At 37.5% G+C, this 12,080-nt stretch carries 15 protein-coding genes and 1 pseudogene; 5 read left to right on the top strand and 11 right to left on the bottom strand.

Annotated elements, in window-relative coordinates; all coding sequences use genetic code 11:
• Positions 1 to 4 precede the first annotated feature (4 nt).
• Complete coding sequence (locus tag GTQ43_RS04415; RefSeq protein ID WP_265271014.1) at positions 5 to 448, top strand: hypothetical protein; 444 nt, start codon at positions 5 to 7, stop codon at positions 446 to 448.
• A gap of 11 nt (positions 449 to 459) precedes the next feature.
• Here GTQ43_RS04415 and GTQ43_RS04410 read toward each other — a convergent pair whose 3' ends face one another.
• Complete coding sequence (locus tag GTQ43_RS04410; protein WP_265270955.1) at positions 460 to 1,716, bottom strand: ISAs1 family transposase; 1,257 nt, start codon at positions 1,714 to 1,716, stop codon at positions 460 to 462.
• Positions 1,717 to 1,940: 224 nt separating this feature from the next.
• Between GTQ43_RS04410 and GTQ43_RS04405 the strand changes: the two genes are divergently transcribed.
• Positions 1,941 to 2,243: a hypothetical protein gene (locus tag GTQ43_RS04405; RefSeq protein ID WP_321162399.1), complete on the top strand. Its 303-nt coding sequence runs from the start codon at positions 1,941 to 1,943 to the stop codon at positions 2,241 to 2,243.
• A 38-nt stretch (positions 2,244 to 2,281) separates the two neighbouring features.
• Positions 2,282 to 2,761, top strand: coding sequence for an ATP-binding protein (locus GTQ43_RS04400; protein WP_265271013.1), 480 nt, complete (start codon positions 2,282 to 2,284; stop codon positions 2,759 to 2,761).
• Between the two features lie 137 nt (positions 2,762 to 2,898).
• On the opposite strand, the gene GTQ43_RS04395 is transcribed toward GTQ43_RS04400, so the two are convergent.
• A complete protein-coding gene (locus GTQ43_RS04395; protein WP_265273663.1) occupies positions 2,899 to 3,126 on the bottom strand; it encodes a hypothetical protein in 228 nt (75 codons plus the stop codon).
• Between the two features lie 154 nt (positions 3,127 to 3,280).
• Here GTQ43_RS04395 and GTQ43_RS04390 point away from each other — a divergent pair, with 154 nt between their 5' ends.
• Both GTQ43_RS04390 and GTQ43_RS04385 read left to right on the top strand, forming a co-directional pair.
• Positions 3,281 to 3,448: a hypothetical protein gene (locus GTQ43_RS04390; protein ID WP_265271011.1), complete on the top strand. Its 168-nt coding sequence runs from the start codon at positions 3,281 to 3,283 to the stop codon at positions 3,446 to 3,448.
• On the top strand, positions 3,445 to 3,906 hold the full coding sequence (locus GTQ43_RS04385; RefSeq protein ID WP_321162487.1) for an RNA-guided endonuclease TnpB family protein: 462 nt from the start codon (positions 3,445 to 3,447) through the stop codon (positions 3,904 to 3,906). The genes GTQ43_RS04390 and GTQ43_RS04385 overlap by 4 nt, the downstream gene beginning before the upstream one ends.
• Positions 3,907 to 4,172: 266 nt before the next feature.
• Here the strand turns inward: GTQ43_RS04385 and GTQ43_RS04380 are convergent, their stop codons facing one another.
• From GTQ43_RS04380 to GTQ43_RS04340, 9 genes and pseudogenes are all read right to left on the bottom strand, one after another.
• Positions 4,173 to 4,445: a hypothetical protein gene (locus GTQ43_RS04380; RefSeq protein WP_265271009.1), complete on the bottom strand. Its 273-nt coding sequence runs from the start codon at positions 4,443 to 4,445 to the stop codon at positions 4,173 to 4,175.
• A 210-nt stretch (positions 4,446 to 4,655) separates the two neighbouring features.
• Positions 4,656 to 4,796: a hypothetical protein gene (locus GTQ43_RS04375; protein WP_265271007.1), complete on the bottom strand. Its 141-nt coding sequence runs from the start codon at positions 4,794 to 4,796 to the stop codon at positions 4,656 to 4,658.
• Between the two features lie 314 nt (positions 4,797 to 5,110).
• Positions 5,111 to 6,136 carry an alpha/beta fold hydrolase gene (locus GTQ43_RS04370; protein WP_265273661.1) on the bottom strand — a complete coding sequence of 342 codons (1,026 nt, stop codon included), beginning with the start codon at positions 6,134 to 6,136 and terminating at the stop codon, positions 5,111 to 5,113.
• 17 nt (positions 6,137 to 6,153) lie between these two features.
• Complete coding sequence (locus GTQ43_RS04365; RefSeq protein WP_265271005.1) at positions 6,154 to 6,783, bottom strand: AMP-binding enzyme; 630 nt, start codon at positions 6,781 to 6,783, stop codon at positions 6,154 to 6,156.
• Entirely contained in the window at positions 6,770 to 8,044 is a 1,275-nt protein-coding gene (gene ectB, locus GTQ43_RS04360) for a diaminobutyrate--2-oxoglutarate transaminase (protein ID WP_265271003.1), read from the bottom strand. Before ectB ends, GTQ43_RS04365 begins: the two co-directional genes overlap by 14 nt.
• A 61-nt stretch (positions 8,045 to 8,105) precedes the next feature.
• Complete coding sequence (locus GTQ43_RS04355; RefSeq protein ID WP_265273660.1) at positions 8,106 to 8,696, bottom strand: GAF domain-containing protein; 591 nt, start codon at positions 8,694 to 8,696, stop codon at positions 8,106 to 8,108.
• Positions 8,697 to 8,780: 84 nt separating this feature from the next.
• Positions 8,781 to 9,452 (bottom strand): annotated as a pseudogene (locus GTQ43_RS04350) (ATP-binding cassette domain-containing protein); the annotation flags it as partial.
• A gap of 27 nt (positions 9,453 to 9,479) precedes the next feature.
• Positions 9,480 to 10,652 carry an ABC transporter permease DevC gene (devC, locus tag GTQ43_RS04345; protein ID WP_265271002.1) on the bottom strand — a complete coding sequence of 391 codons (1,173 nt, stop codon included), beginning with the start codon at positions 10,650 to 10,652 and terminating at the stop codon, positions 9,480 to 9,482.
• A 124-nt stretch (positions 10,653 to 10,776) separates the two neighbouring features.
• Positions 10,777 to 12,072, bottom strand: coding sequence for an HlyD family efflux transporter periplasmic adaptor subunit (locus GTQ43_RS04340; protein WP_265271001.1), 1,296 nt, complete (start codon positions 12,070 to 12,072; stop codon positions 10,777 to 10,779).
• Positions 12,073 to 12,080: the final 8 nt, after the last annotated feature.

Raw genomic sequence — 12,080 nt, 5'->3', positions numbered from 1 at the left:
TGTCATGTATGTCAAGTTTGCTGCTGCGATAATTTGCATAGCTTTGTGTTCGCTCAACGTTGTAGCGGCAGTCAAACGTACCCCTATTCGTACTACCCTTGAAGGTTCAACTCGCACGACGGTCGAGATGATGCCATCTCCCAATTCAGGAGTGCATTGGATGAGTGCAGTTATATTTCTGGCTGGGTTTGCTTGTTTTTTGGGCTGGGGAATTTCTGACTATAACAATGCAATTGAAGAAACAGATGAAGTGTCTGATAACTTGCCTAATCCCGGCAATCAACAACTTCATGTTGGTGTTTCTGATACTGACATTCAGCCTTCTTTAATGCCCCCGGTATCACCTACTCCTAGTATGAGATTAAATAGCGAGTTTTCTGCTAAGAATGTAGTCCAATTTTCTCCTCGTTCTAGTGTTTCTGGGTTAGGGCGAGTACATACAGGGTAAGAGCATCTCAATCAGGCTTGACACAAGGAATCAGAAGAATCTAAAGTATTGTCAATGAAACAACTGAGAACCTGAATCATATAATTGTTATCCATAGCGGTGCGTTTCATTTTTTGACGAAGACTACGTTTGTAGGTCTGTTCACGGTTAAGAGCATTGAGAGCGAAGCGTCGTAAAAGAGCAAAATTTTGGGGACTGTGGAAAGAACGAATGCGACAAGCGTCTTCTGCAAAAGTACAGTCGAGAGTCCAGTGAGCCTCGTTTTCAATGCCCCAGTGTTTTCGGATAGCCCGACCGATAATTTGAGCATCACTGTTTAAAGAAGTGAGATAAAACTGAACCTCACGAGTAGTTTTATTCCAAAGATGACGAACACGGACAACCATAACTAGAGATTGCAAACCTGCCCATAATTTGGGTTGATAAAGCTCACCGATAGCCGCAATGGGTACAGTCCAAACTTCACGAATTTCCGTGCGATGATGTGCTTTTTCAATCCGTTTGTCATAACTAACATTAATCCCCGAAAATTGCTCTGCTTGCGCTTTGTCAAACCATTCTTTGACTTGAGAATAGAGCATGGGATGGTTGGCTTTCAGTGCCAGGACATAATCAGCTTTTTTGGCGATAATCTGTTTGGCAATTTCGGTTTGTGTTCCCATTGCATCAATGGTGATGATACAGCCAGAGATGTCTAGCATTTCTAACAGTGCTGGAATGGCGGTGATTTCATTGGATTTATCTTCTACTTTCACTTGTGCCAACACTAAACTGTGCTCACTCGCCCAGGCACTTATAAGGTGGAGTGCGCTTTGACCTTGATTGCGGTCATAAGAACCCCTAATTGTCTTTCCATCTATGGGGATAATTTCTCCTCCCATGTTTGTGATTAGGGTTTCTACCCATCTCAAGAAACATCGATTTAATGCTTCTGGGTCGATCAACTCAAACACTCGTCGAAATGTATCATCTGAGGGAATACCATTTGGTAATGCCAGAAACTCTTCTAACCATGTTTGCTTGCTGATGCCATAATTCTCGATGTCTTCCCACCCTTGTGCTCCAGCTATGATTGCTAAAATTGCGATGACTAAGATATCTGTGAATTGATGTTTCTTCGTCCGCTCTACTCTCTTGTCTTTGATATCCGAGAAATGCTCAACTAGACTTTGTTGAATACTGCCAATGTCTGCTATTTTTCTTGATTTTGGCTGACAACGAGTATTTTTGACACTATCAGCAGATTTAGTTTCAAAGCCCTCTGACATCAATTTGGCTCCAGGAGATTTTCAATCGAGTAATTGAATTCATCTCATTGATCTTGCTCGGTCGTCAAGTCTATTTTTTACACATTCATTAATACTATCTTCTAGAACTTGTCAAGTTTTCTTTATACCAAATTAGATGCGCTTACCCTGGGCAAGCAAGTGCTGAACTTAAGAAGTACTGGACAAACTTAATTGGTGAATTTGTTAGAGAATGTGAATTTTGTTTGGATAGTACAGTTTGGATTGAATTTCATTGGTATCTCAAAAATTTTGCACGAGATAGTGATAATGTAGCTGCTGCCGCTAAATTTATCATGGATGGGCTGGTTACAGGACGAGCAATTCGTAACGATAACCTGACAGTTATCCAATCACCTGTTGTACATTACTATCATCGTAGTAGTGGTGATGATGGTGTGCTGTTAAGACTTTCACAATCACCTGATTTTTTATTAGATAATTTTATTGTATCTAACCAATTTTCTAGAAAAAGTTTAGAAAGACACATCAAAAAATTACACATTTAATCTCAAACCACTTGTAGTTTATCTAAAGGATAATAGTAATGTTACGTTATAAAGAATATACTTGGTTGATTGGTAAACTAAATGCAGGCAAGAATGTTAATTTATGGGGTAAACAGGATATTGGTAAGACTTTTACTGTTAAAAACTGTTTACTTAAAGATATTACTTTCAGGTCTGTTTATCTCAATCTTGAATATCCTTTTAGTGTGGCTCATCTCTTTGATGTTATTCCTATGAGTTTTGATTTGTACTACCAGCAGGATTGGCAAAATATAGTAAGCGAATTATCTGATGGATTAAATAGACTACTTGTGATTGATAATTTTGATAGATTGCACTTTGTTGGTGATAGTTTTAGCAATGATTTATTGAGATTACAACAGTTAGCTAAACTAGAAAATTTTTCTTTACTATTAATATCTCGGATGCCGCTAAGATGTTTCCACTTTACGGGTTTTGCTAACTGTTTTGAAGAATTGGAATTAAACGAAACTAATACTTGGACTTTTGGAAAGTAGATACATGGCTTTTAGATATCGTTTTTTACTGATATTCTAATCCGGGTATGTTTTTGTTTTATCAAAGTGAACGGCATACTATTATGGTTTATTCAAATTTCTTTATCTTGTTGTATTAAATCGTAAAATTATTACAGTTAAGAAATATATCGGTAATCAAAATGCAGAAAGCGTTTATTTGTCCTAACTTTAGGAGCGATACTTGCTGTTTCTCTATATTGCTTTAGTAATTTCTCAATAAAACCTAAACTGACACAAAATTTGTTTGCTAATTGACGTTGTGATATTCCACCTGACAAGTATGTATCAAATATTTTTTGGCGAAAGTCGAGGGAATATGGTTTCATTTTTACCCTTGAGTAGATACACTGATTTATTTTAATTAGTGTACTTCATTAGACTGGTAAACGCTATAAAAACTTTTTCGCTGACTTAAAGAAAGTTAGTAATTAGTCAGTGCAATAAGAAACATTAAATGAGAATGGACAAAAAACTGACAGGGACTGTATTATCAGGAACATGGCAATTAACGACCAACTACTGCCCACCCTAATAAATGCCCCTGACTTTGAACCAGAGCAGATGGGGGCAAGTTTTTGGTATGAAGCCTACCTGAAACAGAAGCAAGAAAATGTTGAGCTAGAAGCCAAACTCGAACAGGTAGAGAAAGAGTTAGAGCAGCTCTGAGAGATGACTTTCTGCACAAACTTTCGACTCGCCTAATCAAAGAAAACAGCATTATCTGTATTGAAGATTTGCGAGTTGCCAACATGGTTAAAAATCACAAATTAGCCATGAGCATTTCTGACGCTAGTTGGTCTAAATTCGTTGCCATGCTGGAATACAAAGCTAACTGGCATGACAGAATCCTACAGAAAGTTGGTACATTTTACCCTTCATCTCAGACTTGTAATCATTGTGGTTTCATTAACCCATTGGTTAAAGATTTAAAGTTGCGTGAATGGTCTTGCCCTAGTTGTAATAATTACAATTTGAGAGATACAAACGCAGCATTAAATATTTTGGCTGAAGGATTAAGAATTTTGACAGCAGCCGTCGGTGCGCCGGATGCTCTAAACGCCTGTGGAGAACTTGTAAGTCCTGGATTACTCCAGGCAGAGATCGTTGAAGCAGGAATCGCGTGACTTCTAGTCATGCGAGGTTCAAAATTCTTTCTATTGAGGTTGAGCTTCCAAGATGCGTCCTATACTTCTTGGCGATAATGTCGGTAATCCCCTTCGAGTGGCTTCCTCAGCTACCTGCGTATGGTAATGGTGCTTTGAACGACTGGGTTTTCGGTTCTTGCTCCATTCGCTGATTTCGACGATTTTGCTCGCCTCTGTACTTTTGCACTTCTTAGGTCTGCCTACGTTTACACCTAATACCTCGTTAGCTTTTGCGATCGCATCGGTTAAGCCTTAGTTTTGATGCTATCCGGTGTGATGGTTGCATACTGCTGATCAGTCAGGGTTGCTTCTCGAATATTGACTTGTTTTGGCACAATTTTTAACTGGTACAAGAGATCAGCAATCTGCTGTTGCGTCTGCAATACTGACTCATTAATGGGTCGCATATCGTAGCTTCGCCTCTTGAGCATGATTTCCATTGTTGGCACATCAACCTTTAAGTTCGGGGCAAGAATTTCACCCGCCTTTAGCCTGTTTTTATTCGCCCACTCTCCCACCTGATAGTACTCTTCCAGAATGACTTTTAAGAGGAGAGCGTTACAGCACTTTGCAAGTAAATGAAGTACTGCTTGGGGCTACGGTGAATTACCCCCCTTAATCCCCCCGATATATTGGGGGGAAAAAGAAATCTAGTTCCCTCCCCTTTATAAGGGGAGGGTTAGGGTGGGGTATTTTTGTACCTCACCAACTCGCAATCTGCTGTATTGCTAGCAAACTCCCTGGGCATCCCGCAGCACTCGGATCGTTCCTTCTTGTTGAAACTTGATCAGCGTCGGGTCGATCGCCACATAGGCATCAACAGTTTTATTCAAAAACGCCGCCCGTCCATCAGCAACGGTTAAATTCACACCTTGAAAATTTTTCTTTCGATTCAGTTTTCTCTTCTCAAAACAGAACTATTTTCCTGGCTTTCTCCCCTTTCTTTTCAGGCAATATCCTCAAGTAAATTGAGTATTTATACTTAATTTATCGAGCCAAAAGTTTTTTTACGATCTCCTCTCCCGGAAAAACTAGTTATTTTATACTATATTTTGAATTTCAAAATGAGGGTTAATACCCTATTTATTTGAAAATGAGAATTGCTGGCTAGAAATGAACAAAACCAAATAGGATTTCAGAAGATATAGATAGTTACGCAATCGCAATCGCCATTGTTGATTGCTCATTTTTCTTGCGGTGTTTCCAGAACCATTTCTAGTGCTTGAATCAGATTTTTGACCAAGGGAGTTTGGACTATGGTGTAATGATTACCAGGAATTGTACAGATTTTCAGATGATTGATAATAGTGTTCCAACCGGAATTTGAATCTTGAACCTTACACTGATTGTTTTCACTCGCACATATTAATAAAGCTTTGGCAGGGTAAGTTTTTAGTTGGTAATGACGGCAAGCCATGAAATTTGTACAGAAAACATTCCATAATCTTTGTGCCTGCTGTATTTCCATATCACTGGGTAGGATGCCAAGTTGTTGCAGCTTTTCAAGTAAGAGGTTTAATTGATCTAGAGGGTCTAGTTGATACAGTTCCTCCAAGGCGATCGCTAGTTCTTTGCCATAAAGTCCACTTAACTCTTCGATCAGCATCGCCATGAGCATATCCCGATCGATGTCCTCATTTCGATCGACCGCCGTTGGTGGATAACTATCAATTAAAACTAAGGAAGCAACTTGATACCCACTAGCTAATAACTGCTGCGCCATCTCAAAAGCGATGATACCACCACTGCACCAACCAACCAGATAGTAAGGTTCTTGGGGCTGAACTTGCCGTATAGCCTTAATATACTCATCCGCCATCTCCTCGACGCTGGTTAATGGTTGGCGATCGCTCTCAAGACCAAATGCTTGCAATCCATATACTGGGCGAGTGGGGGATAGTTGCCCTGCCATTTCCACATAGCAAAAGACATGACCGCCGCCAGGATGAATACAGAATAGGGGAGGAAGAGAACCTTGGGGCTGAATAGGGATTAGGGGAGAACCTGTGGAAACTATGATTGGAGCTTGCAGAAGGCTAGCTAGCTGTTCAATGGTTGGCGATTGAAAAAGTGTTGCTAAGGGCAGGGTTTTTTGGAACTTTTGCCCAATTTTGGTCATGAGGCGAACTGCAAGCAGAGAATGCCCACCTAAGTCAAAGAAATTATCCCTGATGCCAATGCGATCGACATCTAGCACCTCTGACCAAATCTGTGCAAGTTGGAGTTCTACAACATTACGGGGAGGAATAAACTCACCCCCTGCTTAGTAGAATGGCTTGGGGATGGTAATGCTTGCCGATTAATTTTTCCGTTGGGGGTTAAGGGCATTTCTTTTAACATGATGAAGCTCGATGGTACCATGTAATCAGGCAGTTTTTGTTTGAGAAATTGGCGCAGTTGCGATTCCTCCAAGCAAGATTTTTTTGAAACTACATAAGCCACAAGTTGCTCTAGCTCCGATGGAGTTTGCCAGACAATCGCTAAAGCTTCTTGAACTTGAGGATGGGAAACAAGAGTTGCCTCAATTTCTGCCAATTCAATCCGAAAACCCCGAATTTTTACTTGATGATCGCAGCGACCCACATATTCAATGTTGCCGTCAGGAAGGTAGCGAGCTAAATCTCCTGTTTTGTAGAGACGCTCATTTGTTTTTTTGCTAAAAGGGTTAAGAATAAACTTCTCTTGGGTCAGTTCGGGGCGATTATGATAGCCTCTGCCTACACCATCTCCACCGACGTAAAGTTCGCCAATAACACCAATTGGAACTGGTTGTAGATATTGGTTGAGAATATAAATTTGAGTATTAGCGATCGGTCGTCCAATTGGAACAGTTTTGGATCTACTAGTGCTTTTCATACCCTGATAAACTAAGATTACTTGCTAGAGAATAATCAATTGATTCTTCTATAATCGCTAATCCTTTGTATAAAGCTTCATTACTGATTGTCAAAGGTGGCAACAGTTTGAGAACTTCATTATGCGAACCAGCAGTTTCGAGAATCAATCCTCGCTGAAAAGCTGTTTGGCTGATTTTTGAGGCAATTTCAGTTGAATGACAAGCAATTCCTTGAATCATACCTCGACCCCGATGCTTGCCATGAAGTGCCGGAAATAAGTCTACTATTTCTTGTAGCTTTTGGGTTAATATGCTGGACTTTTGGTTAATTTCTGTTAATAATTCATTATTTTGCCAATATTCAAGAATAGCAGCCCTAGCTGTCACAAAAGCTAGATTGTTACCGCGAAAAGTACCGTTATGTTCTCCAGGTTCCCAACAATCTAATTGAGGACGAATCAAGAGTAAAGACATTGGGGTTCCATAACCACTAATTGACTTCGATAAGCAGACTAAATCTGGCTTTAATCCAAACTGTTCAAAGCTGAAAAAAGTTCCAGTTCTTCCACACCCTACTTGAATATCATCAACGATCAGTAAAATATCTTGCTTTTGAGTTTGTTGCCAAAGCTGTTTTAGCCATGATGCACTAGCAACATTAATACCACCTTCGGCTTGAACAATTTCTAAAATGACTGCGGCTGGTTTTTCACCAAGGAAGTTTAATTGCTCAAAAAATTTATCTAATTCTTGCCCACATTCATGATGTTGGTTATTAAACGGAATTGAGTAAGAATTTCTGAGTGGAACACCTGAAGCATTTCTATATTTTTGATTGTCAGTAACTGAAAGTGAGCCTAGTGTCATCCCATGAAAACTATTTTTACAATGAACAATGGTTGGTCTTCCTTTAACCTTGCGTGCTAATTTTAACGCTGCTTCAACAGCGTTTGTACCTGTCGGTCCTGGAAACATTACTTTGTAGTCTAGGTTTCTCGGTTTAAGAATCAGTTCTTCAAAAGCTTCGAGAAACTGACCTTTAGCTTGGGTATACATATCTAGACTATGGGTAATGCCGTCCCCTTGAATATAGTCGAGCAGATATTGTTTAAATTTTGGGTTATTATGTCCGTAATTTAACGCTCCAGCACCACAGAAAAAGTCAATATATCTATTGCCCTTTTCGTCAAATATTTCATGTTCTATAGCTTTCACAAAAACTGTGGGAAAGTCTCTACAATAACTCCGAACGTTTGATTCAATACGTGTAAAAATATCCATTTTTTATTATTTAAGCTGTGGGACATTTAACTTACATATTTTTGATTTTGAGGAAAAATCGTTAATCATTTTCCCCTCCTGACGAGGATATTTGTTGGATATATAAAATACTTGTCTCCAGAATAACTCCTAAAGATTTAGTCAATAAAAAAAAATTTTGCTCATCTTCACGATCAAAAGGTATATCACCAATTTTATTGAGGATTTGAGCTACAGCGAATACCTCCTGCTGAGAATTAAATATTGGTAAACATAGAATATTTCTTGTCCTAAAACCAGTTTCCAGATCAATCTTGCAATTAAATCTAGGATCGGTGTAAGGATCGGGAATATTAACACTTCTTCCTGTTGATGCTACATATCCAGCAATTCCGGTATTAAAAGGAATTCTGATACTAATTAATTCTTGGTTTAAACCTATAGCATTTTTAGACCAAAGTTCTTGGCGTTCGCAATCTACAATAAAAAATGTTACTTGTTCTGCCTTGAGAACTTGAGTAATTTTAAGCGATATAACCTTAATAATCCTATCTATTTTATTGTTAAAAGAACGGTCTTTGAATAGATTGACTGTTTGTAATAACTGTTTAAACTCTCGATTTAATTTGTTCAGAAAGTCTGCAAATTTTTCAGTATTTAAGCTTGCAATCATGCTACTAATTTGATTAGTTTCAATATCATTAATTGCTGAGAAAAAATTACTGATGTCGAGTAATAGTTCTCCCTTAGAAACGGATAAACGACCATCTTCTAAACTAATAATGCGATCGGCAATATCAAGAATACGATTATCGTGAGTTACTAAAATTACAGTACATCCTCGCTGTTTCGCTAATCTTTGTATGATATCAACAACATCACGCCCAGTATTTTTATCCAAGGATGCTGTTGGTTCATCTGCTAGAACTATTTTGGGTTCTGTGACTAAGGCTCTGGCGATCGCAACTCTTTGTTTTTGTCCTCCAGAAAGTTGATTTGGATTTCGATACATTTGTTGTCCCAATCCAACTTCTTCTAAAATTATTTCTGCTTTTCGGCGAATTTCTTTTTTAGAAAGCTCTTTATTTAGTAATAGAGAGGTTTCCACATTTTGAACAGCATTTAAAAAAGGGACTAGATTATGATCTTGGAAAATATAACCAAGTTGACGACGTAGTTGTAAAAGTTTTTGATTGCTCGCTTTGAATATCTCTGTCCCTAAAATTTTAATACTTCCTTGTTGAATAGAACGTAATCCTGCTATCAATGTTAGCAAAGTTGTTTTACCTGAACCTGACGGGCCAGACAGAATAACTATTTCTCCTGATTTAACTGTCAGATTTATGTCGAATAAAGTCTGCTTGCGTAATGAACCCTTACCATAATAGTGGTTAATATTATGCATCTCGATAACATAATTAAGTTCCATTTTATAATTCTTTAGCTACTAAATAATTCATTGAAATAATTCTGCTGGATCTGCATCTTTCAGTTTAAAAATGCTCATAAGTGCTGCAAAAATACACATAAATATTGTTAAAGATATGACTGTAAGAATTTTCTCAATCGTTAATATCATTGGCAAACGAGTATTATATTGAATATATTTATATAAGCCTAAGCTGACTACTAATCCGGGGATATAACCGATGATAGACATCAAAAATGATTCTTGTAAAACTAAAGCTATTATATAAAAATTTGTATATCCAATCGCTTTAAATGTTGCATATATAGATATGTAATCCGAAATTTGGGTGAAAATAATTTGGTAGACTATTACTGCTCCAAAGATAAAACCAACTAATGATAAAATATTGAATATTATACCTATGGGAGTTGCCTTTTGCCAATACAATTTTTCCAGTTTTATGAACTCTGCCTTAGTTATTACTTTAACTTGGTAAGATAGTTTTTGATTAATTTTGTCAATCATCTCTTCTGGAGATGCTCCTGGTGTTATGGTTATCAAACCTAAATGTACTTTTTCTATAGGTCTGTTAAAAATATTGGCATAATTTAAGTCGCTAGTAATTAATAATCCATCAGCAGAAAACACTCCTCCTCCAATAGAAAAAAAACCACCAATTTTAATTTGGTTATCTAATAATTCAGTTACAACTGAGCCTGGTTTTTTCAGAGCTTTAAATTTATCTACGATTTCACCATATTCAGGACGAGAAAGGCGGTCGTATAAAAAAGTTTCATCATTTCTAATAACTGATATTTGCTGATTAACTTCAGTCAAATTAAAAGTAGGTTTATCAGGATTAAAAGCAACAACGCCTATATTTTTTTTAGTCTTTAAATCAGGATTTTTAAACCCGGCAAAAGCCACATAAAAAGGATTGACAGAAACTATACCATTAATGGCTGACAGACTATAAATAATCCGGCGAGGAAATGGATTGGTATGGATTGTCCAAAATGACTGAAAATCAGCAGAAAGAATAACTAAATCAGCTTGGAGAGTTTTATGTATAGTGACAGAATCTTCAAAAAGTGCATCTTTTAATCCTGTAGTCGTAAACATCAAAGCTACAGAAAAAGCCACACCGATAATACTGATTATTAAGCGAGACTTTTTATGATTTAACTGGAGCCAAGCTAAAGAAATTGGTGGAAACATTAAACCTATATAGGAATCCTGTTTGATTCCTGAATTTACTTGCGTGGATAGGGAACAGGGAATAGAAAAAAGGGATGGATACGTAGTGAGTCTTATTCAAAAATTAAATAAGAGTCTTAATATATTAAGAATTCGTATCAATTTTTACTTCCACTTGTAAATTAATTAAATGAGCAATTTTATCTGTATAATCTGAATTTATTTTAATTTTAACCTCAAATATTCTAGCGTCCATATCTAAACTAGGATCGTTGTTAAAAACAGCTTTTTTGCCAACTTGTAAGCCAATTTGTTCTACTTGACCCTGTAATTCAAATGGTAAAGATTTACTAGAGATAGCAGCAATTTGGCCTGGCTTAATTTGCCCAATATCAGTTTCATAAACTTCTGCAACCACATACATTTCTTGAGTCTGACCGAAGTCAACAATTCCATCACTACCAATACTTTCTCCTGGCCAAGTGTGAATTTTCAGAATTTGTCCTGAAAAAGGTGCTTTTACATAAGCTAAATCAAGTTCTGATTGAGCTTGCTTCACTTCAACGATCGCTTGCTTCAATTGGGAGGAAGCAACTTCTATATCTACAGGACGAACTTCCTGAAGCTGGTCAAGAATAGCTTGAGCTTGGGCAATCTTTTGCGGAAAAGTTGACAAAATTTGTTTCATTGTGGATTCTGCTTCATTAATTTCCTGCGGCAAAGTTGTCACAATTTGCTCTTGATTGGCTTTTGCTTCTTTCATCTGTTGCAGAGCAGTTTTGGCTTCTAAACATTTACTATCACGAGTAGCATTACTGGTAGCCCCATCTTTAAATAGATTTTCATAACGTTGACAATCAATTTCTGCTTGATTTGAATTTGCTTTTAAACGCATAATCGCTGCTGTGTCAACATCTTTTTGTTTCAGTAATTGAATTTTCAAACGAGCAATTTTAGTTTTTTGGGTAGCGATTTGACCTTGGAACTCAGCTTTTAAGCTAGCAATTGCTGCCTCTTGAGCAGCGATTTCCCCTTTTTTAGCTGTTCCAGCTAGCACTTGATTAAGTTGCGATCGCACAACTTGAACTTTTTGCTCTGCTGCCTTTAACACTGCTTGCTGTTTATCAAAAATATCTAGAATGGCAATGATTTGTCCAAGCTTTACTTGCTCTTGTTCTTTAACTAAAATCCGCATTACCCTACCGCTATAAAGATAGGATGGTCCAGTTAATTTGATAACTGCATTCTTTGGTTCGATTCGTCCGAGCGCTGTCACACTTTTCTGTGATGTTTTTGTGCCTGAGACATTTGCTAGGGTACTCTCTCTTCCATTTGTGGTTGGGGTATTTAATCGCTTGAAGATGAAAAAAATAAGACTAGCTAAAATTAGTGTAGAGATCAAAGTAATAGTTACTGTGGATTTGAAATTGATTAACTTCATTAAGATTG

The organism is Nostoc sp. KVJ3 (genome assembly GCF_026127265.1).
Lineage (GTDB): Bacteria > Cyanobacteriota > Cyanobacteriia > Cyanobacteriales > Nostocaceae > Nostoc.
Note: the sequence above shows the minus strand (reverse complement) of the source record. Positions and strands in the feature narration are given on the sequence as shown.

Excerpts from the sequence above, each read along its gene's own strand:
- GTQ43_RS04415 (WP_265271014.1), top strand. The coding sequence starts at position 5 with ATGTATGTCAAGTTTGCTGCTGCGATAATTTGCATAGCTTTGTGTTCG.
- GTQ43_RS04410 (WP_265270955.1), bottom strand. The coding sequence starts at position 1,716 with ATGTCAGAGGGCTTTGAAACTAAATCTGCTGATAGTGTCAAAAATACT.
- GTQ43_RS04400 (WP_265271013.1), top strand. The coding sequence starts at position 2,282 with ATGTTACGTTATAAAGAATATACTTGGTTGATTGGTAAACTAAATGCA.
- GTQ43_RS04390 (WP_265271011.1), top strand. The coding sequence starts at position 3,281 with ATGGCAATTAACGACCAACTACTGCCCACCCTAATAAATGCCCCTGAC.
- GTQ43_RS04365 (WP_265271005.1), bottom strand. The coding sequence starts at position 6,783 with ATGAAAAGCACTAGTAGATCCAAAACTGTTCCAATTGGACGACCGATC.
- ectB (WP_265271003.1), bottom strand. The coding sequence starts at position 8,044 with ATGGATATTTTTACACGTATTGAATCAAACGTTCGGAGTTATTGTAGA.
- GTQ43_RS04355 (WP_265273660.1), bottom strand. The coding sequence starts at position 8,696 with ATGATTGCAAGCTTAAATACTGAAAAATTTGCAGACTTTCTGAACAAA.
- devC (WP_265271002.1), bottom strand. The coding sequence starts at position 10,652 with ATGTTTCCACCAATTTCTTTAGCTTGGCTCCAGTTAAATCATAAAAAG.
- GTQ43_RS04340 (WP_265271001.1), bottom strand. The coding sequence starts at position 12,072 with ATGAAGTTAATCAATTTCAAATCCACAGTAACTATTACTTTGATCTCT.